This is a genomic window from Ekhidna sp. (genome assembly GCF_040220215.1).
Lineage (GTDB): Bacteria > Bacteroidota > Bacteroidia > Cytophagales > Cyclobacteriaceae > Ekhidna.
On record NZ_JAVJTR010000012.1, the window covers coordinates 23,982 to 45,808 of the forward strand.

Below are 21,827 nucleotides of genomic sequence, written 5' to 3' on the forward strand. Positions count from 1 at the left end.
CTATTAAAAGAAAAAGCTCATGGAGAAAGTCGGCAGGTTCTCATCTTCTCCGAATGCATAATTGAAATTGAGTACTACCGTATTCAATGGACTTAGCCACACACCAAAACCTTTTCCTGTATGCCATGCATCAGAGTTTTCACCATCCACCCAAACTCTACCTGTGTCATGAAATCCAAGTATTCCGAATTGGCCAGGAAAAATGTAGCTCCTGAAAGAAAACAATTTCAATCTCAAATCGAGGTTATGATAAAAGGACGTTTGCCCGTAAAATCTGGTACGCCTTGTGCCTCGAAGGTTAGAACGACCTCCCAGAATATTAGCATTAAAGAAATCAAACTTGTCTGATGTGATGTGTGCAGCCCCGAGTCTGTTAGCGATGACCAGTCTGGATGGCAGCTTTGCTGTCAAGTAGAAAGCCCACTCCGCACTTAATCTGGTGGTGTTTTCAGAAAAATCAGTGATGGCTTCCAGGTGTTCTACTTCTGCTTTTGCCGTCATCCCGGCTCTAGGTAAAACCTTTTGATCTCTCGAGTCAAACGAAATCCCTGTTAAAAATCGAGCGTACTGATTAGACTCAAAATCATCCTGATCGGATGGCTGATCCGTAATGAATCGGTTGGCGGTTTCTTCTACTTCTACAGATTTGTATCCGGAGCTAACATAGAATTTGGCCTTCGCACCAACATTTCTTGATACACCTGCATTGAGTTCAAGCCGATCCATTCTCACACGGTAGTAGTCAATTGGATCGTCATCCGGAGCTACAAACTGATCCATCAGGAATTCTGTCTTATTTCCGATACCGAAGTAATTATTCACGAAAAAGGGTTCCTGCCATAGCGCAGAAGTGTTTAGGTCCCACTTTCCAAATATGTCAGTATAATCACCGGAGTAATCAAATTGAAAGGAGCCTGTCTCAAATGCTCCAATGGCAGTAAATTTGTGCATGGCAGCAAAAGGTTCTTTTCTCCAGCCATGCTTGGTGTAAACAAAGCCACCTCCTAAAAAGATGCCGTCATCGGGGTTGATAGCACCGGTTACCAGTGGCATCAAAACATCATATTTGAATGCTTTGCGGTCGTATCGATTGATATTCGGATTGTCACTTAGTTTTAAAATTCCTTTGGAATTCCCCTGAACACGTGTGCTCTTGTAGCGGTCATAGATCTTTACTTTTTTAAGTTTTTCATCAGCATTTCCATTAACAATTAGATCCTTGTCTGTGCCTCCAATGACACGAATTTTAATTTTGGAATCAGCACCCTTTATTTCAAACACGTCTTCTCCATCCAATCCATAGAGCCTAACCTCCTTTGTCTCATCTGACTGAAAGATCCGCTCATAAATCACTTGTTCCAGTTCCCCATCTTTCTTTCTTTTTCTGACGGTCACTTTCGTTTCTCTCTCATTTAGATGTTCGACCAAAAAATGCTCATGTTTATCCGATCCAGTTATCTCAACTTCTTTCGATAAATAGAGGTACAACTCGCGGGCATAAGATTCCATATTGTCACGTCTGGCCTTAAGTCCTGTTCTGATTCGCACACCGGTTAGTTCTTCAATTTTATCAGGCCATTGAGCTACTGCACCGTCAATTACTTCATCTGTAAGGTTTGCTTTTAAAAATCTAATTTGTTCTTCCCAGTCTTCCCAGTCAGGTTCATTCATAAATGTCCGATCAAAGAATCGTGCATTTTGACTTATGCCGGGGGCCCAATCCACTTCTTCATCAAATCCTTCAATTTTTGGTAAGGCCCACTTTCTGGCAGCAATCTTTGGAATGATGCCCTCATTGATAAAAAAGACCTGATCCCGATCCCTAGGAATGGGGCGATAGATATTGCCATTCTCTTTATCAATTTGTGCCCATCTCCATTGGTCATCGTGTCGGTCCCAATCCCCAATCCACATATCGAAAAGACGATTTCTGACAACAAAATTTTGATCCACTTCATTGTCATTATCCTCTCTCAGATTTTCAATGACCGTATCAGTCCCGTCGATATCCTCTCCACCACCAAAATGTGGGTCTCTGGATGCTGCCTCATTAGGACGTTCTTCATAAAGAGCCAAGGTTCCGGCGAAGGTGTTTTGAAATTGGCCCAGGCGAGGATCATTTGGGATGAATACAGGTTTAGGATTGGTATGATAGATATTGGCAGCTTCCGCCAAAGGAGGCACTATAAATGCGCCGTAAGGGTGAGAAGACGAAATCTGGTCTTCCACTATATCCTGAGCAAAAGTTTTCTGAAGAGCTGTGGGAATAGCATTTTCAGGATATTTTTCAATAGATCTTAAAACATATTCTCTTCCGTCTTCCGCTTCCAGGCGCAGTGATTTGGTTTGCATTCCCCCACCTTTTTTGACAACAGAAAGACCCCCTTTTTCAGTACCAATATCGAAAACGTCAACTTCAACCGGAGTACTCCAAACATCTCTGTAGTTCTTGCCAAGCCATCGATGTTTCACTTTATCACCTTCGTATTTCCTACTCGCTACAACAGTTATTGTACTATCTGAAAAGTTTAAAGGGGCTGTTTCTTTTGGACTTTCTTTTAATTCTTTTTGGTAAAGCTCAGTTTCAAATAACAGACCACCTTCAACGCCCCAATAAGCTACGCCTGCTTCGCCAGTTTCTTGCATCGTCAGAATGGCGAATCCTTGTTCTTCTTTGGCGAAAAGACTTCCTTTCCCTTTTTTCACATGGGTAGTTTTTGAACCAGATCCGCTGACAATAAAGTGATGCCCGTCCTTTTGAATAAACTGTAGTGAGTGTTCATGCCCCGCCGCATAAACTACATTTTCGGCCTGATTCATAGCCGCAATTATCTGATTCATCACTGCCCGGTATTTCGGGTGGGTGTTATCCTGAATGTTACCTATCAGTCTTCGAAATAATGGCTGCAGACTCCCCAAAATTGGGAGTGGCAACATTTGATTTTTGAAGCTAAAATTCCCGTGATGTTCGCCATATGTATAAACAGGATGGTGTGCTGCAATCAGGATATGCTTTCCAGCATTTCGAGTAATAATTGCTTTTAAATCTTCTAGTGCCTCTATGGTTGATTTGTTCTCACAGTTATCATCTTCATCTGGTTTGTCCCACCCGTGTAGGAAATACTGTGTGTTTAGAATAATTAAAGTGGACTTGTCGCCCATCGGGATTTCATAGGGTCCGGGACATCCGCCGGTTGGAAGGAAAATATTCTCACCCTCAAAGTAGTCTCGGACGAACCGCTCCATATTGAGGGCACGTTCCCATCCAAAATTCCTACCTTGAGCCCAGTCATGATTGCCGGGAATGATATAGGCTTTACCTGGAAATGCTTTCATGATTTCAAGCTGCGGTATCAACTTGTTTTCCATCTCCTCTCGCAGGGGATCTTCTATATCAGGGAGTCCCTTGGGGTACAAATTATCACCAAGGAAAACGAGAAAATCATTGGAGGTCGCTTCAGCAATTTTGTTCTTGAGGAGATTAAGGTTTAGATCTGGGTTTTTGGGTTCTCCAGCATCTCCTATCAAATAGATTTTTTGGCTCAATGAAAGGAAAGGAAGTAGAAGTAAGGCGATCGACACAAATTTTTTCATGAGCTGACTTTCATATCAAATTTTAGAATATACCCTCGGTCACCTTCCCCTTCACTGCTAATATACAGGTCTCCATTTGGAGCGAAGCATATACCTTCCGGTTGACCCAACACACGAGGTGAAATGGGATAGGTGCCTAAAATTTGACCTTTTTTATTCACTACGACCATCATTTTCCCGATGGAAGACAGGACGTAATAATGCCCTGAAATGGGATGAGTGGCAATGGCAGATGGCTTGAATTTGATTCGATCTTTCTCATAATCAAAAGACTTGTGTGTTTCCCAAAATGCTTCTAATTGTTTCGGTCCGATAATAAATCTCGGTGTTAATGAAAGCTTTTTAGTGCCTAAATCAAAAGCGTAAAAAGCGCGCCCTTCAATTTCAGACTTATCAATATGTCCATCTTCTTTACATGCAATCAAGAGTTCATTTCTTGAGCGATCATATCCGAGCCCTTCTGTGTCATTGTCACTATGAAGCTCAGTTTCATACTTTTTGGAAATGGTTTCTTTTTCCTCACTATAATTGAAATGAAAAATATCACCATCATTTTTCAACACATAGACATCCTCGCCTACAAGTTCGATTCCTTCATAATCATCCGCTTTGTAGAATGTGATGGAATGAACAATTTTTCTTTGTTTTAGATCGTACTCAAAAATTTTCCCTGACTCGTCATCTACCGTAAGAACATTGGAAGGATTCTTGTATGTCAAACCTGAGATTTCTTCCAGGACGTATGGTAAGAAGTGTTTTTCACTTGGCCTTTTTAAGTTGTAGGTGTGTTCTAATTGATGGTCGACTAAAAACAAGCTATCAGCGTGCTGACCAAAAGAGGAGGTGGAGCAACTTTGGTTAAAAGAAATGAGAGAAATGAACAATAAAATGAGCAATATGTTCTTTATGAAATTCATAGGTTGTTCTAAAATGTCAAGGCTACAACACTAAAATGCTTATTTTTTGTTCTATTTTGTGCAGGATTAGATGAGAATGATGACCGAGAGTTCAATTATTAGTCTTGTAAAAGATCATACAATAAAGCTATTGTCAAAGAAGCTGCCTGATAATATGACTTATCATTCTATTAATCATACGCTTGACGTAGTAAACTCAGCCATTGAGATTGCTGAGAAACAAAACCTTAATTATGAGGAGGCAGAAATCGTTCAGATTGCAGCCTGGTTTCATGATATTGGATACATCAGAGGCTGTGATAACCACGAGCGGAATGGTGCAGAAATGGCACGAGAGTTTTTGTCAGAACATGATTACCCCGAGAGTAAAATAGAAAAAGTAGAGGGGTGTATCATGGCAACCCAAATGCCTCAGAAACCTGATAATATACTGGAACAAATTATTTGCGATGCGGATATGATGCACTTGGCAGGGCATAACTACTTTGCGAAAGCGGACCTTTTGCACAAGGAAATTGAAAAGACGAAGGTTTGCAAAATACCCGAATCTGAGTGGCTGAAAATGAATCAGGAATTTTTGGATAAGCATTGTTTCTTCACCGAGTATGCCAGGAAGAATTACGAGGCGGCAGTGAAAGAAAATCTTAGTAAAATAAAAGACCGCTTAAAGTCATGGAAAAAGGCGAAAAAGTAGAAGAGCTGGAAGAGAAAGTCACCAAGCTAAAAAAGAAGGTGAAAAAGGCGAAGGAGCTCAAGCCAACCCGTGGTATTGAGACCATGTTTCGCACCACTTCCAAAAATCACATGGAGCTGAGCGCCATCGCTGATAATAAAGCGAATATCATGATATCGATCAATTCGATCATCCTGTCTGTCCTCGTTTCCGTACTCATCAGGAAGTTGGAAGAATACCCTCACATGACTATTCCGGCTATAATGTTGACACTGGTTTGTCTCACCACCATTGTATTCGCTGTTTTGGCTACTCGACCGAATGTGACCACTGGGAAGTTTAAGCATGAAGATATTATCAATAAGAAAGCGAACTTGTTGTTCTTTGGGAATTTTCACCGGATGAAGCTTGAGGATTATAAGTGGGGAATGACTGAGATGCTAAAAGACGCAGATTACTTGTATGGCAGCATGATCAAGGATATTTATTACCTCGGAGCAGTTTTGGGTAAGAAGTATCGTCTATTAAGGATCAGCTACACCATTTTCATGTTTGGCTTTGTTCTGGCGATTCTCGGGTTTATTGTTGCCGAGCTTTTCTTCAAATCTCCTTATCCGTATTGATCTTTTAGATACTCATAAGTAGCCGTTTGAGCACGTACCTTACCTTCCTTTTCAGGTCTATCATTTTTCATTTCAGGGGATAGCCAAACACCCTTTATGTCATCTTTCCATTGAAATTTCAATATGGTAAGTAGCTCCTGTTTCATTAGGTCATCGTGTATAGGAAAACAAACCTCAATACGTCGGTGCAGGTTTCTTTCCATCCAGTCCGCTGATCCAAGATAGACCTCTTGTGCATCATCATTATGAAAATAGAAAATCCTCCCATGCTCAAGATACCGGTCTACAATTCGTTTAACCTTTAAGTTTTCATTGGGCACCACGCAGCAAATACTCCTGACGATTAATTTGATGTCTACCCCCTTTTCACACGCTTCATAGAGTTTATTGATGAGCGCTTGCTCCTGTAGGTTGTTCACTTTTATGATGATCCGAGCTTCTTTTCCGGATTCGGCATGTTTTACTTCCCGATCAATTTTCTCTATAAATTTTTCATAGGCTCCAAATTGGGAAACGATTAGCTGTTCGAATGGAGGAGGAGTGTATTTCGTTAGGAGGTGTTCAAATACATAGGACAACTCCTGCGTCATTGATTTATTAACTGTCAATAGTCCATGATCGCAGTATATTTCTGAAGTTTTTTCATTGAGGTTTCCGGTTCCAAAAAATCCATACATGATATCTTTTTTCTTTACCAGGGCAACCTTCGCATGAACCTTTAATCCGGGAAGGCTATAAATTACTTTAACACCGGCCTCCTTCATTTTGATCGCCCATTCCAGGTTGTTCTGTTCATCAAATCGAGCCTTTACCTCCATAAAAACGGCAACTTTTTTTCCGTTCTTGGCGGCACTAATAAGAGACTCCCCGATCAGCGAGTTTTTAGCCATCCGATAAAAAGTGACGTTTATTTCCTCAACATCAGGGTCAATAGATGCCTCATTGAAAAACTGAAGTATGTAATCGTATGACTGGTATGGGAAGTGAAGGAGATGATCCTGGCTTTCAATGCGCTCGAGAATTGATCTGGATTTTTCCAGATCAGAAGAACGAATTGGAGATTGCTGAGGATACACAAGCTTTGGATCAGAAATTGATATTTGAAAGAAGTCATTGAGGTTATGATACCTGCCACCAACGACCATATCTTCTGCTGCCAGCTTAAGTTTTTCTCCAAGTATTTTCAGCATCTCCTCATCTATTTCACTATCGAATAGAAATCGAGACGGTGACCCTAAATTTCTCTTTTGGATTTGCTTTTCGATTTTGCGGACCAAATTTCCTGAAAACTCATCATCGATTTGTAAATCCGCATCCTTATTAAGTTTTATGGCATGCATTCCGGTGATTTTCATTCCGGGAAATAGCAAGTCTGCATGCTGCCTGATTACATCATCTAGAAAGACATAATATGTTTCATCTTTGAAATGATACTTTGAAAATCGAGGAAGATGATTGGTTGGGATATTCACTAAAAAGCTTTTCTGCTCCTCGGTTTTTATCACCAAATAAATGGCCTGATTATCTAGAAACAGCGTTTTAGCATTATCAATGCTAATGGGACGAAGAAATGCTGAAACGTGTGTTTTGAAATAATGGAGCAAATCAGTTCCAAGCTCTTTTGGAATTTGATCAGTGTGAGTACAAATCACGTGTTTGTTGTTGGCTAGCTCTTTAACAATATGATCTAAGATCTTGCCATATTCATCAAGTTGTGTCTTTACTTCGACATGAATATCGCCCAACAATGTTTTTGCATTGAAGTCTAACCGCTTGTTAATTTTCTTTTTGTCAATCTCTTTAATGTTCCGGATGCTTGCGACCCTAACCCTAAAAAATTCATCCAGATTGGAAGAATAGATGGCGATAAACCTCAATCTTTCCAGCAGTGGAACAGAATCATCCATTGCTTCCATCAACACTCGATAGTTGAATGATAGCCAGCTAAGGTCCCGATTGAATAATTTCACTTTAGGCTAGTTTGATGATTTCCATTTCCTGATCTATTCCTTTGAGCTTCACTGCACCAAGAGAAGTTCCGGTTTTGGCTAAGTGACGGATGTTTTCATAGAATGTCGCAGATACCAACCATGAACAATTGTAATCTTTGGTCAGCTGTTCCAGTCTTGCAGCGGTGATGACAGGAATTCCCGAAATAGAAAATTGCTGTCGTGTGCTATTTCCAATATTGCCAGCAATTATTTCTCCATTGTGGATGCCTATCCCAACTTTGATCTTCTCGCTCCACTCAGATTTATTCATTTGGGAGACTTTCGATAGAATATCCCTTGCCGCTTTGAAAGCATTTTCTGGAGTATCACCATCCTCTGATGCGAATGATGCCATGAGCCCATCCCCCATAAGCTGATTAATCATTCCATTGTTATCATGAATGCAGTCCATGATTGGTCCGAAAAATCGATTTTGAAATGCGTTTACATCTTCCGGAGAAAGGAGTTGCACTTTTTGCGTAAAGTCTCTGATGTCCAGAAACATCACGGAAGCTTTGATTTTAAAGCTTGCCCCCCCTGCCTCTTTCAGGGCACGAACCACCTCTTTTGACACTTGCTTGCTAAAAAGTGATTCAATCTGATCACGTTCCTCCTGGGTTTCGATTGATATCGTAAGCCTTTTCTTGAGCTCCCTCGCCACAAGCCCTGCACAAGCCCCGGCGATTAAAAACATGATTGCTTTGGTGTAGTAAACCAGAGAAGGTAACATGTAAGAAGTGTCATAATTTTCAAATGCCCAAAAGGTAATCACGGCATATAAAATGGCTATGATCAAACCATTAAGAAAACTCAACCAAAGGCTTAAATGGAGGGCTGATACGATAATAATTGGTACGAATATGAAAATAAGCGGAGAATCCAGGAATATGCCATTGCCTTCCCATTTGATAATAAAGTACAACCAAATGAAGGGGACTATCGAGTCCAGTAAAATGGAATAATACTTATACCAGACAGGCAAAGGTTTTTCGCAACTAGAAATTTTGCCTACCATCATACGTGAAAGAAGAAGCAAAACAATAAATCCAATGGAGGTGTAGATTCCGAGTTTCATGCTCCTTTCATCAAGGAAAACTTCTGAAATGGTGATCGGAAAAAGTGTGATGTTCAAAAAAAGCAGGATCAGTCCAATGGAGAGAATTCCCAGGAAAATTTCGAGTCGCCTTTTCTCTGTTTTAACAATCTCCAGATCAATACATTCTTCTAGTTGCATTAAGGGTTTTCCTTTTGGTCAGATAAGCGTAATTTTAATAAAACGCCGAAGTAATAAGACTTTTATGGGTCAGGTTAGTTCCTTTCTCCAATGTAATTATTTATGAATATACGGTTGCTTACAGATGCGGATTTCGAAAAGCTATTTTATACGTTCAAAATGGCCTTTACCAACTATGAAGTGAAGCTACAACCAACTGAAGAAGAATTTGCTTATCGGATTCAGAAGAAACTACAATACAACCGAAACATTTCTGCCGGTTGTTTTGATGGGGATCAGATGACAGGCTTTATCCTTCATGCTTCCAATGTTTATCAGGGAATACCTACGGCGTATAATGGAGGAACTGGGGTTCTGCCTGGTTTTCGAAATCAGAAAATTGCAGAGCAGATGTATGCATTTCTTATTCCTAAAATTCAGAGCGAATTTCTGGCAAGAATTTTATTAGAAGTGATTGAGCAAAACGAAAAAGCGATTTCACTTTATGAAAAAATTGGCTTCACGGTTAAACGAAAGTTTAAATGCTATAAAATGATACAGCCCATAACTTCAACTTATGGCGGGACTGTGACAGAAGGAAATATTAGTAACGTGAACTTCAATTTTAATGATTTTGAGCCTTCATTCTTAGACAGTTCTGCTCAGCTGAAGTTGGGTGATGAAAGAGTTTTGTTGGCAAGGCAAGAGGATGAGGTAACAGGATATATCATATTTCAGCCACATTTAGGCCGGATATCTCAGATGGCAGTGGATCGGATACATCGTCAGAATGGAATAGGGGAGGCACTTTTGGCAGCAGCACAAAGTGAATCTAAAAAGCCACTGACCATTATGAACATCCCCGAAGATGAGTTAGGGTTTGATGCTTTCCTTACAAGGGCAGGTTTTCAAAATCAGGTCAATCAATATGAAATGGAATTGATAATTTAGGTGATGCTTTTCTCCCACCTAAAGGACATTACTAACGGCCAACTAAATCTCTATTCAGATAGCGAAGTGATCAGATTTTCGACGGACTCACGTACACTGACCGGAAATCCATCAGAAGTATTTGTGGCTATCAGAGGTAAAAGAGACGGTCATGACTATGTGAAAAGTGCATGGGAAAAAGGGGTTAGAAACTTTATTCTTGAGAAAGACCTGCAATTATCTGAAGCAAACTCTTTGGTGGTTGAAAGCAGCTTAATGGCATTACAGCAAATTGCTGGTAATCATAGAGCCCAATTTGACATTCCGGTAATCAGCATAACAGGCAGTAACGGAAAGACTACCGTAAAGGAATGGTTATCCACAATCCTGTCAGAAAGGTACTTTGTAGTCAAAAGCCCTAAAAGCTACAACTCCCAGGTTGGAGTGCCTGTCTCTCTTTTAGAGATTCGAAATACACATGAGATTGGTGTTTTTGAAGCCGGAATTTCCAGAATGGACGAGATGAAAAACCTCCAAAAGATGATTCAACCATCCATTGGAATTTTCACCAATCTAGGACAGGCTCATGATGACGGGTTTGAGTCATCCGGGCAAAAGCTGTCTGAAAAACTATTGTTATTTTCTGACGCAGAGAAAGTGATTTGTAGGAGTAACACCTCCTATTTTTCTTCTATTGAAAAGAAGCTTAGCGAACGGGTCGTTTCTTGGAGTTTGAATGGAAATGCCAATTATAAAGTGATATGGGATAACGGGTATATCAAGGTGAATGAATCTACTTTCACTACAGAATTTGAAAGTAAGACTCAGCTTGAAAATCTGACTCATGCAATAATAACTGCAAAAGAGCTAGGGCTGGATCAAGAAGAAATTCAAAGTGGAATTAACCTGATTGAGGGTATCCCAATGAGGTTGGAACTAAAGAAAGGCATAAATGGATGCTACATTCTGGATGACTCATATAATAATGATGAGGCTGGGTTGAAAGTGGCTTTAGATTACCTGGAATTCCACAAACAAAACGCATCCAGAACACTCATTCTTTCGGATATATTGCATTCGGGAAAGCCTGACCAAGATTTGTATCGAGATATTGCCAACATGCTCAATGATAAACAAATAAGTCGTTTGATCGGCGTAGGACCGAGTATAAGTAAGGCAGCTGGTTTGCTTCCTAAGTCCTCAGAATTTTTCAAGGATACTGATGATCTTTTAGAAAATCTACCACACTTTCAGGATGAAATGATAGTGGTTAAAGGAGCCCGAAATTTTGAATTGGAAAGAGTGGTAAAGCGACTTGAAGCTACAAGCCACGGAACTGTGCTGGAGGTAAACTTTGAAGCACTGCAACACAACCTCAACCAGTACCGCGCACTATTGAAACCGCAAATCAAATTAATGGTAATGGTAAAGGCCAATGCCTATGGAAGCGGCCTTTTGGAAGTGGCCAATTTTCTACAGCATCAGCGGGTAGACATGCTTGGAGTGGCGTATGTGGATGAAGCAATCCAGCTGAGGAAGAACGGAATCAGTATTCCGATCATGATTATGAATCCGCATACGGAAAGTTTTGAGCAATTTGAGCGGTATGATTTACAAGCTGAAATCTTCAGTATTTCACATTTCAATCGAATGCTAAAGGATACTAGTGAGCAACCACGGATTCATTTGAAAATTGATACCGGGATGCATAGGCTGGGCTTTTCTCCCGAAAAAATTGATGAGTTAATAAGTAGACTAAAGGAAAATCCTCAGGTGAGAGTGGAGGGCATATTTACCCATTTTTCCAGTTCAGATGTAGCCAGCGAAGATGATTTTACGATCAATCAAGCACAGGTTTTTGAAGCAGTTTATGAAAAGATTGCTTCAGCTATTGGGTACAAACCGGCAAAGCATGCTTGCAATTCTCCGGGAATGGTTCGATGGCCGCAGTATCATTTTGACATGGTGCGCCTGGGTATTGGTCTTCATGGTTTTGACCCTACTGACCAATTGCCACTTAGACTTTCAAGCCAGCTTAAATCAATAGTTTCACAAATTCAACACCTAAAAGCAGGGGATACCGTCGGATATTCCAGAATGGGAAAAGTAGAGCGTGATAGTAAAATAGCCGTGGTGCCTATTGGATATGAAGATGGGTATTTAAGAATTTTTGGAAATGGGAATGCCAAAATGAGTGTTGCTGGGAAACTGTGTCCAACCGTTGGGAATGTCTGTATGGACATGGCAATGATAGATGTTACTGATGCAGATGCAAAAGAGGGAGATGAAGTCATCGTATTTGGGGAGGAACCTTCCATCAAAGATCTGGCTAGCTGGGCTAGTACGATTCCGTATGAAATTTTAACAAATGTGAGCAACCGGGTAAAGCGCATATTCGTTTCAGAGTAAATTTAGCATTATGAAAGCCAGGCCAATCATCAAGTTTCGAAATGGATTTTATGGGTTCCTCTGCATAGGAGTGGCACTTTATGCACTGTCCCACTTATTTAGAGAAGACTTTTACTCATTCAAAACAAATGGTATTTCGGATGTATTCACCTGGCGGATTGCTTTTCACATGCATTTCATAGGAGGAGCAGTAGCACTAGGGCTTGGCTGGACGCAGTTTTTAAGAAACTTTAGAAATAGTTATTTACATATTCATAGAAGAATCGGTTACCTGTATTTGGTAGCAATTGTGCTGATTAGCTCACCGGGCGCATTTTACATGGCCATGTTTGCCAATGGTGGCTTTAATAACGTGCTTGGGTTTGGAATGATGGCACTATGCTGGTTTGGATTTACTGTTATGGCTTTCATGAAAATAAAGAATCGTGACATTGATGCGCATGAGCGGTGGATGATCCGAAGCTTTGCTGTGACATTAGGAGCTGTCACGCTCAGGATATTTATGCCATTGATGATTATATCAGGGATTCCCGAAGCAGAAGCTTATCAGGCCATTGCCTGGTTTTGCTGGGTACCAAATTTGTTTGTAGCAGAATGGATCATCCAGCGTAAATACCTAGCCGCCGCAACCTAAAAATTTCTTGAAGTCTACATCTTCAGGAAATCCCGGCTTTTCATTTTCCTGATCCGGCTTTTCATTTTCAGATTCCTTTTTGGTGCTTTTTTTCGACTTTTTGGCTTTTTTACCCATAACATAAAGTTACTCTTTATTTATTTCCATACTCAAAAGAGGTGAGTCGGGTTATCTTTGCCGGATGCCTGCAAAAGACATTACAGACCTGAAAATCGGAGTACTTGGTGGAGGTCAGCTTGGCCGAATGATGATCCAGTCAGCCATCAATTATAACCTCGACATTTCGATATTAGATCCTGATCAAAATGCACCATGTGCACACCTGGTCAAGAATTTCTCTGTTGGGAAACTAACGGATGATGAGTTGGTGTATAATTGGGGAAAGCAATTTGACCTGATAACCATAGAGATCGAAAATGTAAGTGTAGCAGCCCTTAAAAAGCTACAATCAGATGGCGTCAAAGTTTTCCCCCAACCCGAAATCATTGAGCTGATTCAGGATAAGCGCAAACAGAAAACATTTTATAAAGCCAATCGCATTCCTACCTCAGATTTTGTACTTACCGAAAATGCAAAGGAAGTAGAACAACAAAAAGACATGCTCCCGGCTGTAAACAAGCTGGGAACTGAAGGATACGACGGACGAGGAGTGCAGATGATCCGAACGGAGGATGACTTGGTCAAGGCTTTTGATAAGCCGGGATTACTGGAAAAGCTCGTTGATTTTGATAAAGAAATCAGCGTGGTAGTGGCCCGAAATGAAAAAGGAGAAATGGCATGCTTTCCGGTCGTTGAGCTTTCTTATCATCCCGAACAAAATCTGGTGGAGTTCCTTTTTGCTCCGGCGCAAATTCCCAAAGAGGCAGAAGAGCAGGCATATACACTCGCAAAAGATGTTATAGAGAAATTAGATATGGTAGGCCTGTTGGCCGTAGAGATGTTTTTAACAAAAGAAGGAGAATTGTTGGTTAATGAGGTAGCTCCCCGAACTCATAATTCCGGGCATCATACCATCGAAGCGAACCGTACATCACAGTTTGAACAGCATCTAAGAGCAATCCTGAATTTGCCACTTGGATCTGCAGAGCTCATCACACCTGCAGCCATGGTAAACTTACTAGGAGAGGATGGGTATACCGGGAATGCGCAATATGAAGGGCTCGAGGAATGTATGGCGATGAAAGGAGTTTATGTGCATCTTTATGGAAAGAAACTAACAAAACCTTTCAGGAAAATGGGGCATGTCACCATTGCAGATGCAACTATAGAGGATCTAAAGATCAAAGCGAGAAAGGTTAAGGACACATTAAAAGTAAAAGCATAATGGCATCACCTAAAGTGGGAATCATCATGGGGAGCAAGTCTGATCTCCCGGTCATGCAACAAGCAGCAGATATATTGAAAGAGTTGGGAGTAGAGTTTGAGCTTACGATAGTATCAGCCCACCGGACACCACATAGAATGGTAGAATATGCGGAGGGAGCCAGAAATAGAGGACTTCAGGTAATTATTGCAGGGGCCGGAGGAGCTGCACATCTACCGGGTATGGTTGCCTCACTTACTACCCTTCCAGTGATTGGTGTTCCTGTTAAGTCTAGTAACTCCATTGATGGTTGGGATTCAATCTTGTCTATTCTCCAGATGCCCGGAGGTATTCCTGTGGCTACCGTAGCGCTGGATGGTGCAAAGAATGCAGGTATCCTAGCTGCTGAGATTGTTGGATCTACAGATACGATGATTGCAGAAAATCTTCAGAAATATAAAGATACACTTCGCGATAAGGTGATGGAAAGCGTTGAAAGCCTAAAGAAATAATTATTCTTCTGCAGGTAGTTTTTCCTCTATAATCTCTTCCGGTTCCTTGTCTTTTGGAAACATTAAGGATAGTACAATTGCCAAGGTCAAAGCTCCAATAATTACCCCGAAAGAAAGGAATGTTGGGACGTGAATTTCAAAAATTTCTGCCAGCATCTTCGCCCCAATAAATATTAGAACTACAGAAAGTCCTTTTTGTAACAGATAAAACTTGTCCAGGACATTGGCAAGCAGGAAGAACATTGCCCTCAGTCCCATCACAGCAAAAATGTTTGAGGTGTAAATCACAAACTCATTTTGAGTGATGGCGAATGCTGCAGGTATGGAATCAACCGCGAAAATTAAGTCAGTAGACTCAATGAGAATAATAACTAAAAAGAGTGGAGTGAATAAAAGTTTACCTTTTTCCCTGAACCAGAATTTACCACCCTTGTCAGTGGTGCTCATTGGAAGTATTTTTTTGGAAGCTTTTAGCAATGGATTTTTTTCTGGCTCTAGCTCCATGTCCTCATCCTCACCGAACAGTTTAATCCCGGAGTACACAAGGAAAACACCAAATACATAAAGAATCCAATGAAATTCAGCTATTAAGAGCGCACCTACGAAAATGAATACAGCCCTGAAAACAATAGCTCCTAAAATACCCCAGAACAAAATATTGTGATAGTATTCCTCCTTGACATTGAAATATCGGAGTATTAGAAGTATTACAAATATGTTATCGACTGAAAGAGCTTTTTCCGTTACGTAAGCAGAGAAAAATTCCAGAGTGGCTGCAGGTCCTTCGCCATAAAAATATATGAGCGTACCATAACCAACTGAGACCAAAACCCAGAAAATAGACTGTTGAATTGCTTCTTTTTGGGAGACCTTCTGGTGTTTTTTGTGAAAAACACCGAGATCAACAATCAGGAATAAAACGATTATAACACCGAAGACTCCAAAGAGAAGTCCTTCATTTTGTCCTGTGAATAAATTCAGCAACATTTTTTCAGGTGATTATTATTGATTAGGGCGCTTTCCAAATTAACTAATAAAGCGCAAATAAAGAAAATTTTATCCGATATGGAATAAAGTAATTTAATCCCGGTATTCAATTGCCCATAAAGAAAAGAATCCAAATGATGATTAATACAGGGAGTAGTATAGGAATAGAGTACTTTACTATATAAGAAAAGAAAGATGGCATTTTAATACCTACTTGCTCTGCAATGGACTTCACCATAAAATTAGGGCCATTACCTATGTATGTAAATGCTCCAAAGAACACTGCCCCAAGTGAAATTGCCATGAGTGAGAGGAGTGAGTCCTTATATTCATTATTAGCGAAAGCAATCACTTCTTGTATTTTATTTACATCGGCCCCTACACTTGCCATGGAGGCAGTTAAAAAGTTAACATAGGTAGGAGCATTATCCAGGAACCCGCTTAAGATACCTGTACCCCAATACAACGTGCTTGGGCTTATGAGTTTTTCTCCCTCCGGTGATTGGGCAAATTGACTCACAAGTTCTAGTGCAGGCATCATGGTAAAGAATATTCCGATAAACAGGAACGCCACTTCTCTGATAGGCTCAAAGCTGAATTCATTCCCTTGCATAGCCTGAAGATCAGAAAACCTGTAAGAGCCATAGGCCGCCATCAACATTATGATCTCCCGTAAATATGAAAATTTTTGCCCCTCATATTCAATTCCCGGAACCCATTCAAAAACATTTGGATCCAGAAAAACAGCACCAACAACTATGGCGAGCCAGAGGAAGTTTCTTCTTCCTTTTAAGTCCACTTTTCCAGTTGGGGGTACTTCTTCCTCTTCCTCACCTCGCATCACGGCGTAATTAGTCTTATTGCGGATATCGAATAGATAAAAGAATCCAAGCAAAATAATACAAGCAATGACCCATGGTACCAGGTTATGAATAAGCGTCCATTCGAATGGAATCCCCTTCAGAAATCCCAAGAAGAGTGGAGGATCTCCAATTGGTGTCAATGAACCTCCTACATTACTCACTATGAAAATGAAGAATACAATGTGGTAAGGCTTTATCCGATTTTTATTGAGTCGGATAAATGGTCGGATCAGCAACATAGATGCCCCGGTTGTTCCAATGATATTGGCGATCACAGCCCCGATTGCCAGAATGATCACATTGGTCAATGGCTTAGCCTCCTTATCCACAATGATCAAGATGCCGCCAGAGGCTACAAACAAGCCGGTGAGCAAGGCTATAAATTGTATGTACTCTGCAGTAGAGTGAACCGGACTATGGTGGTTATGAAGATAAAACAAGTAATATGTGCAGACGAGAAAAGCCAATATTACTGAAATGACGGGATAGCTTTTATGCCAAAAATGTGGATAAAAAAGAGGTCCGGTTGCGATCATTACCAATAACAGCACAAATGGAAATACACTCCACAATGCGGGCTTTTTAGAGGTATGTGCTTCTTCCGCCCCTGAGTCATGATCGAGCGTTTGATGGGTCTCCTGCTGCTCTTGCACTTGCACAGAATCGCTGGCTTGTGCCACTACGATTACGGACATTAATAAAATGGCAACAAGAATTCTACCGATCATACTTAGGCGTTACTGATTATTACTAAAGTTATCATTAGCTCAGACAAAAACAAACCTACTTAAAATCAAACAAGCTTATTTAACGAAATAGTAAAGGCGGTTTCAGCAAGGTTTGCTCGGGTGTTATTTTCTTTATGAACCGCCTGGAGGGCATCTCCGATTGTTTTTGAACAATCATTGAAGATATCAGCATCCGTCAAAACATCATCATTATCCGGATCCATTAAAAATGCGAATGTTCGAGCCATTCCACAATTAGCAATAAAATCTGGCAATAACGACACCTTTTTATCTACAAACTCAGCAATTGGCCCATAAAAAATCTCTTTGTCGGAGAATGGAACATTCGCACCACATGACACTACTTCAAGTTCATTATTGATCATGGATTCTGCCTGATCTTTTGAAACCAGTCTTGAAGCTGCCGCTGGAATAAACACCTCGGCACCCATTGACCAAATTTCTTTATTCATTTTCTCAAAAGGAATCAAATCGTCTGCTACTAGTTTGTTTCCTGCCTTGTCATGAAAAAGCCTTTTGATGTGATCCAAGCTATACCCATCCGGGTTCATTAGGCCACCTTCACGATCAATTATCCCAACTATTTTTACACCATATTTGGCTAAATAAAGGGCAGCAGTAGAGCCAACATTTCCCCATCCCTGAATAATCGCCCTTTTCTCAGAAATATTTCCTCCCCAAATTTGATAATAGTGGCGTACAGCTTCAGCCACACCATAACCGGTGATCATATCTGCCACTACATACTTTTTTGGCGAATCCGGAATGTACTCCTGATCTTCTAAAACCTTAGAAACTCCTTGCCTGAGACGCCCTAGCATATGAATCTTGGTTGGTTTTCGCGGATTGTAGTGACCGTTCACAATACCTTCCTGTGGGTGCCACAAACCAAAATCTTCTGTGATAGGGATTACCTCGTGAATCTCATCTATATTTAAATCACCACCAGTACCGTAGTAGTTTTTCAACAGCGGGTAAACTGCATGATACCATCTTTTAAGTACTCCTTCTTTCCGTGGGTCATTCGGATCAAAATTGATTCCTGACTTTGCACCTCCTATTTGCGGGCCTGAAACCGTAAATTTTATCTCCATGGTCTTAGCCAGGGACTCTACTTCCCTTTTATCAAGACCTACCCTCATACGAGTACCTCCACCTGCAGCACCACCCCTTAGTGAGTTGATAACTACCCAGCCTTCTGCTTCAGTTTCAGGATCAGACCATTCAAAAACGATTTCTGGTGTTTTATCTTCAAATTTTTTAAGGAGTTCTTTCATTGTAGTGATTTCAGTATTTTGAGGGCGCAAATCTAATCATTAAGGAAGATGAATCACACCCGAAGAGGTGTCTTTAGATGCCCCGGTCACAGACGAGAGCACATTGATTTCATTTTTGAACCGCTTAAGCGCTAAAAAAGCGAATACTATTGACTCTTTAAAGTCGATCAACTTTTTATCAGGAACCACTACCTCGCACCTGTCTAAACTTTTAGTAAGGAGCTCAATTAGAAAGGTGTTCTGTGCTCCTCCACCGGTTATGAGCATCCTGGAGTCTATTCCTTTGGGTAGACTTTTGACAATTTGATCCACAATTACGTGGGTGTATGTATGAAGTCCATCACTTGGCTCGACTGTGAGGAGTAAAACTTGGTCAACAAAATTGTTTGGGAGCGATTTTGGAGGAGGGGCTGAGAAGTAGGCATTTGATGATATAAGTTCATAGAATGACTTATCATACCTCCCTTTTGTGGCAAGTTCCCCGCCATCATCGTATGGAAATCCAAGTTGATTTGAAAAAAAGTTCAAAACCTGATTACATGGACAAATATCCCAGGCTATTCGATTTGCTTTAAGCGAAATATTTGAAATGCCACCCAGGTTAAGACAGATATCATACTCACCAAACAACGTAAAGTCACCATATGGCACCAAAGGTGCACCCTGGCCACCATGTTCGATATCCAATGTCCGGAAATCTGTAATGGTAGGTATCCCACAATTTGCGGCTATTGTTTGCCCATCTCCCAGTTGCCAACTAACCCCATTATGTGGTTCATGAATGACTGTATGGCCATGTACACCGAGAAGGTCAACAAAACCTAAATCTGATTTAAAAAGATTGATTTTTTCACTTATCCATTTTCCAAACTTTATATCCAATGCCTGCTGCTTTTCCAAACTTAGACTGGGGGAATTTTTCAACTCTGCAAAAAGCCCTTCTTCATATGGAATTGTATCACACTTTTCTATTAGATAATTCCATTCATCGTTTTTTAGGTAAAAAATTGAGCAAACCAAATCAAGCCCATCCATAGAGGAACCTGCCATTGCCCCGATGATTGAATATGTTTTTTTCATTTATTCGGAATATGCTGAGATTGCATCAATTATGCTCATTTCATTTCCTTTGCCGGTCAATTGATCCAAATCTATGAGTGAAGATATAAAAGTAATACTGGTGGACATTGGGAATAGCTCCATTAAAACTACTGAAGTGGTGGGTGGGCGTTTTCAGGAAACATTGATTTGGAAAGACCTTCAGCAGGCTTTAGATCGATACGGAGAATCGCCACTCATGGTGTCATCAGTTCGGAAGTTGGACGAAAGGCTATCCGGCAAAACCAACATTGAGGTTTTGTCCCATCTCACAAGGCTCCCCATTTCCCTGAATTATAAAACCCCGGAAACCTTAGGGGCTGACCGTATAGCAGCCGCGGTGGGGGTATTTGATTTATTCCCTGATATGGATAACCTGATCATTGATTTGGGTACATGCATGACGATTGATTTGGTGGAAAAAACTGGTGTCTTTAGAGGAGGGGTTATTTCTCCGGGACTTGTTATGAGGATGAAAGCTATGGCACATTTTACAGATCAACTTCCGGATATTTCCGGGGAATGGCAGGAATTCAACTCTTCGGAGCTCGGTCAATCGACCAGGGAGTGTTTGTTCAGTGGATCATTTTGGGGTATTGTTCATGAAATAAATGGCGTTATACAGACATTAGAGAAAGATTTCACAAGTCTTAACATGATAATGACGGGAGGGGACGCTCATTACTTTGAATCCAAGGTAAAAGCACACATCTTTGCAGGCTCAAAAATTGTGCAGAAGGGTCTATACCGAATTTGGAAGTATCAGCAATAATGAAAAGGATTTTAGCAGGGGTTGCCTGTTGGTTTATTTTAGGGCAGTTCGCTCACTCTCAATCGATTTATTCATTCCAGGGATTGGGTAGCCTCAATCACCAGGGTATGCCGAACAATGTTGGAATGGGGGAGGTCGGAATTGGCTCGCCTACGCTTTGGCATATAAATACGCAAAACCCGGCCAACCTTGTTTACAATACATTCAGCACTTTTCAAGCCGGATTGGAAATTGACCGAAGAAGCTTTTCCGGGACTGATGTTTCCGGGACTGACGCAGATGGTGGGTTGCGTTTTCTAGGCTATGCTTTTCCTATTATGCCCGGGAAATGGTCGTCATCCATAGGACTTCTCCCATATAGTTCTGTGAGCTACAATACATTCTCTGAAAGTGAGGTTACAGGAGTTGACGGAGTAAGACAGGTTTCTGATAACAGGGGCGAAGGAGGGCTCACAAATTTTTTCTGGGCCAATGGATTTAGAATAAAGAACAAATTTCTAGTCGGGATAAAAGCGACCTACACCTTTGGTGCGATAGATAAATCTTCCAACATTTTCCTATTTGAACAAAGAGAAGTTATTTCGGAAGGAGATACCTCATTAGTAAATGTTTCCATAGGAAATCCTATTGCATTCTCTGAGCAAAAATCATATTCAGATTTAAGCGTACTTTTTGGGTTTGGATACAGACATAAACTATCAGAAGAGGCATTTTTAAATTTTGGGGCTATATACTCTCCCAAAAGCCCACTTAATGGAAATTCAGAGATTTCTTTAATAAGACTCTCTAACTCAGGAGGTGAAATTGAAACCGTGCCGGTTTCTGACGAGAAAATTCAGTTTGACCTGCCTCGTACCATTGGCTTTGGTATGTCCTACGAAAAGCTAAATCAATATAAAATTGGCTTTGATATTGAAGCTAGTGGATGGGGTAGTGCCGGAGAAAGTGCCCAACAATACAATAATTCTTACAAAATTGCGGTTGGTGCAGAGTATGTTCCAAATTATAATGATGTGAACTCCTATTGGAAGCGAACGAAGTATTCAGCAGGGTTCAACTATCACAAACTACCTTATATCGTAAATAATCAGGCACTTACTGATTTTGGTATTAATTTTGGTGCCTCTTTACCAGTTAGTGGCTTTTCGAGTATGGACCTAGCGTTTAAATGGGGACAACTTGGAGAATCATCTAATGGATTAATTAAGGAAACCTATTATAAAGTTGTTATAGGAGCGACTATCAATGATAGATGGTTCATTAAAAGAAAGTATGACTAGCA

General features: G+C 40.7%; 18 protein-coding genes. 9 read left to right on the forward strand and 9 right to left on the reverse strand.

The window, feature by feature from the left end; genetic code table 11:
- Window positions 1-3: 3 nt before the first annotated feature.
- Window positions 4-3,594, reverse strand: a complete 3,591-nt coding sequence (locus tag RIC88_RS07205) for a metallophosphoesterase (RefSeq protein WP_350216851.1) — start codon at window positions 3,592-3,594, stop codon at window positions 4-6.
- Window positions 3,591-4,511: an SdiA-regulated domain-containing protein gene (locus RIC88_RS07210; protein ID WP_350216852.1), complete on the reverse strand. Its 921-nt coding sequence runs from the start codon at window positions 4,509-4,511 to the stop codon at window positions 3,591-3,593. Before RIC88_RS07210 ends, RIC88_RS07205 begins: the two co-directional genes overlap by 4 nt.
- 130 nt (window positions 4,512-4,641) lie before the next feature.
- Between RIC88_RS07210 and RIC88_RS07215 the strand changes: the two genes are divergently transcribed.
- Window positions 4,642-5,205 carry an HD domain-containing protein gene (locus tag RIC88_RS07215; RefSeq protein ID WP_350216853.1) on the forward strand — a complete coding sequence of 188 codons (564 nt, stop codon included), beginning with the start codon at window positions 4,642-4,644 and terminating at the stop codon, window positions 5,203-5,205.
- Window positions 5,184-5,807 carry a Pycsar system effector family protein gene (locus RIC88_RS07220; RefSeq protein ID WP_350216854.1) on the forward strand — a complete coding sequence of 208 codons (624 nt, stop codon included), beginning with the start codon at window positions 5,184-5,186 and terminating at the stop codon, window positions 5,805-5,807. The genes RIC88_RS07215 and RIC88_RS07220 overlap by 22 nt, the downstream gene beginning before the upstream one ends.
- Here RIC88_RS07220 and ppk1 read toward each other — a convergent pair.
- Entirely contained in the window at window positions 5,795-7,777 is a 1,983-nt protein-coding gene (ppk1, locus tag RIC88_RS07225) for a polyphosphate kinase 1 (RefSeq protein WP_350216855.1), read from the reverse strand. The two genes, RIC88_RS07220 and ppk1, sit on opposite strands and share 13 nt — an antisense overlap.
- 1 nt (window position 7,778) lies before the next feature.
- On the reverse strand, window positions 7,779-9,032 hold the full coding sequence (locus RIC88_RS07230; protein ID WP_350216856.1) for an adenylate/guanylate cyclase domain-containing protein: 1,254 nt from the start codon (window positions 9,030-9,032) through the stop codon (window positions 7,779-7,781).
- A gap of 102 nt (window positions 9,033-9,134) precedes the next feature.
- Between RIC88_RS07230 and RIC88_RS07235 the strand changes: the two genes are divergently transcribed.
- The 3 genes from RIC88_RS07235 to RIC88_RS07245 are packed head-to-tail and all read left to right on the forward strand — an operon-like array spanning window position 9,135 to window position 12,984.
- Window positions 9,135-9,962 carry a GNAT family N-acetyltransferase gene (locus RIC88_RS07235; protein ID WP_350216857.1) on the forward strand — a complete coding sequence of 276 codons (828 nt, stop codon included), beginning with the start codon at window positions 9,135-9,137 and terminating at the stop codon, window positions 9,960-9,962.
- A 3-nt stretch (window positions 9,963-9,965) separates the two neighbouring features.
- Complete coding sequence (locus RIC88_RS07240) at window positions 9,966-12,350, forward strand: bifunctional UDP-N-acetylmuramoyl-tripeptide:D-alanyl-D-alanine ligase/alanine racemase (protein WP_350216858.1); 2,385 nt, start codon at window positions 9,966-9,968, stop codon at window positions 12,348-12,350.
- Between the two features lie 10 nt (window positions 12,351-12,360).
- Window positions 12,361-12,984, forward strand: coding sequence for a DUF2306 domain-containing protein (locus tag RIC88_RS07245; RefSeq protein ID WP_350216859.1), 624 nt, complete (start codon window positions 12,361-12,363; stop codon window positions 12,982-12,984).
- Here RIC88_RS07245 and RIC88_RS07250 read toward each other — a convergent pair.
- Window positions 12,967-13,101, reverse strand: coding sequence for a hypothetical protein (locus RIC88_RS07250; RefSeq protein WP_350216861.1), 135 nt, complete (start codon window positions 13,099-13,101; stop codon window positions 12,967-12,969). The genes RIC88_RS07245 and RIC88_RS07250 overlap by 18 nt on opposite strands.
- 64 nt (window positions 13,102-13,165) lie before the next feature.
- Here RIC88_RS07250 and RIC88_RS07255 point away from each other — a divergent pair, with 64 nt between their 5' ends.
- Window positions 13,166-14,308, forward strand: a complete 1,143-nt coding sequence (locus RIC88_RS07255) for a 5-(carboxyamino)imidazole ribonucleotide synthase (protein WP_350216862.1) — start codon at window positions 13,166-13,168, stop codon at window positions 14,306-14,308.
- A complete protein-coding gene (gene purE / locus RIC88_RS07260) occupies window positions 14,308-14,799 on the forward strand; it encodes a 5-(carboxyamino)imidazole ribonucleotide mutase (RefSeq protein ID WP_350216863.1) in 492 nt (163 codons plus the stop codon). Before RIC88_RS07255 ends, purE begins: the two co-directional genes overlap by 1 nt.
- On the opposite strand, the gene RIC88_RS07265 is transcribed toward purE, so the two are convergent.
- From RIC88_RS07265 to RIC88_RS07280, 4 genes are all read right to left on the reverse strand, one after another.
- The gene (locus tag RIC88_RS07265) at window positions 14,800-15,786 is read right to left on the reverse strand and encodes a TerC family protein (protein ID WP_350216864.1); all 987 of its coding nucleotides are present in this window, start codon (window positions 15,784-15,786) and stop codon (window positions 14,800-14,802) included.
- 106 nt (window positions 15,787-15,892) lie between these two features.
- Window positions 15,893-17,377, reverse strand: coding sequence for a sodium:proton antiporter (locus tag RIC88_RS07270; protein ID WP_350216865.1), 1,485 nt, complete (start codon window positions 17,375-17,377; stop codon window positions 15,893-15,895).
- 65 nt (window positions 17,378-17,442) lie between these two features.
- Entirely contained in the window at window positions 17,443-18,675 is a 1,233-nt protein-coding gene (locus RIC88_RS07275; RefSeq protein WP_350216866.1) for a Glu/Leu/Phe/Val dehydrogenase dimerization domain-containing protein, read from the reverse strand.
- 39 nt (window positions 18,676-18,714) lie between these two features.
- On the reverse strand, window positions 18,715-19,755 hold the full coding sequence (locus RIC88_RS07280; RefSeq protein ID WP_350216867.1) for an anhydro-N-acetylmuramic acid kinase: 1,041 nt from the start codon (window positions 19,753-19,755) through the stop codon (window positions 18,715-18,717).
- A 73-nt stretch (window positions 19,756-19,828) separates the two neighbouring features.
- Here RIC88_RS07280 and RIC88_RS07285 point away from each other — a divergent pair, with 73 nt between their 5' ends.
- Together RIC88_RS07285 and bamG are read left to right on the forward strand one after the other, a co-directional pair.
- On the forward strand, window positions 19,829-20,545 hold the full coding sequence (locus RIC88_RS07285; protein WP_350216868.1) for a type III pantothenate kinase: 717 nt from the start codon (window positions 19,829-19,831) through the stop codon (window positions 20,543-20,545).
- Window positions 20,545-21,825, forward strand: a complete 1,281-nt coding sequence (gene bamG / locus RIC88_RS07290) for a BamG family beta-barrel-assembly machinery protein (protein ID WP_350216869.1) — start codon at window positions 20,545-20,547, stop codon at window positions 21,823-21,825. The genes RIC88_RS07285 and bamG overlap by 1 nt, the downstream gene beginning before the upstream one ends.
- Window positions 21,826-21,827 lie beyond the last annotated feature (2 nt).

Bases quoted from the DNA above. Each gene is read 5' to 3' on its own strand.
- RIC88_RS07205 (WP_350216851.1), bottom strand. From the start codon at position 3,594: ATGAAAAAATTTGTGTCGATCGCCTTACTTCTACTTCCTTTCCTTTCA.
- RIC88_RS07210 (WP_350216852.1), bottom strand. From the start codon at position 4,511: ATGAATTTCATAAAGAACATATTGCTCATTTTATTGTTCATTTCTCTC.
- RIC88_RS07220 (WP_350216854.1), top strand. From the start codon at position 5,184: ATGGAAAAAGGCGAAAAAGTAGAAGAGCTGGAAGAGAAAGTCACCAAG.
- RIC88_RS07230 (WP_350216856.1), bottom strand. From the start codon at position 9,032: ATGCAACTAGAAGAATGTATTGATCTGGAGATTGTTAAAACAGAGAAA.
- RIC88_RS07235 (WP_350216857.1), top strand. From the start codon at position 9,135: ATGAATATACGGTTGCTTACAGATGCGGATTTCGAAAAGCTATTTTAT.
- RIC88_RS07240 (WP_350216858.1), top strand. From the start codon at position 9,966: ATGCTTTTCTCCCACCTAAAGGACATTACTAACGGCCAACTAAATCTC.
- RIC88_RS07245 (WP_350216859.1), top strand. From the start codon at position 12,361: ATGAAAGCCAGGCCAATCATCAAGTTTCGAAATGGATTTTATGGGTTC.
- RIC88_RS07250 (WP_350216861.1), bottom strand. From the start codon at position 13,101: ATGGGTAAAAAAGCCAAAAAGTCGAAAAAAAGCACCAAAAAGGAATCT.
- RIC88_RS07255 (WP_350216862.1), top strand. From the start codon at position 13,166: ATGCCTGCAAAAGACATTACAGACCTGAAAATCGGAGTACTTGGTGGA.
- purE (WP_350216863.1), top strand. From the start codon at position 14,308: ATGGCATCACCTAAAGTGGGAATCATCATGGGGAGCAAGTCTGATCTC.
- RIC88_RS07265 (WP_350216864.1), bottom strand. From the start codon at position 15,786: ATGTTGCTGAATTTATTCACAGGACAAAATGAAGGACTTCTCTTTGGA.
- RIC88_RS07270 (WP_350216865.1), bottom strand. From the start codon at position 17,377: ATGATCGGTAGAATTCTTGTTGCCATTTTATTAATGTCCGTAATCGTA.
- RIC88_RS07275 (WP_350216866.1), bottom strand. From the start codon at position 18,675: ATGAAAGAACTCCTTAAAAAATTTGAAGATAAAACACCAGAAATCGTT.
- RIC88_RS07280 (WP_350216867.1), bottom strand. From the start codon at position 19,755: ATGAAAAAAACATATTCAATCATCGGGGCAATGGCAGGTTCCTCTATG.
- RIC88_RS07285 (WP_350216868.1), top strand. From the start codon at position 19,829: ATGAGTGAAGATATAAAAGTAATACTGGTGGACATTGGGAATAGCTCC.
- bamG (WP_350216869.1), top strand. From the start codon at position 20,545: ATGAAAAGGATTTTAGCAGGGGTTGCCTGTTGGTTTATTTTAGGGCAG.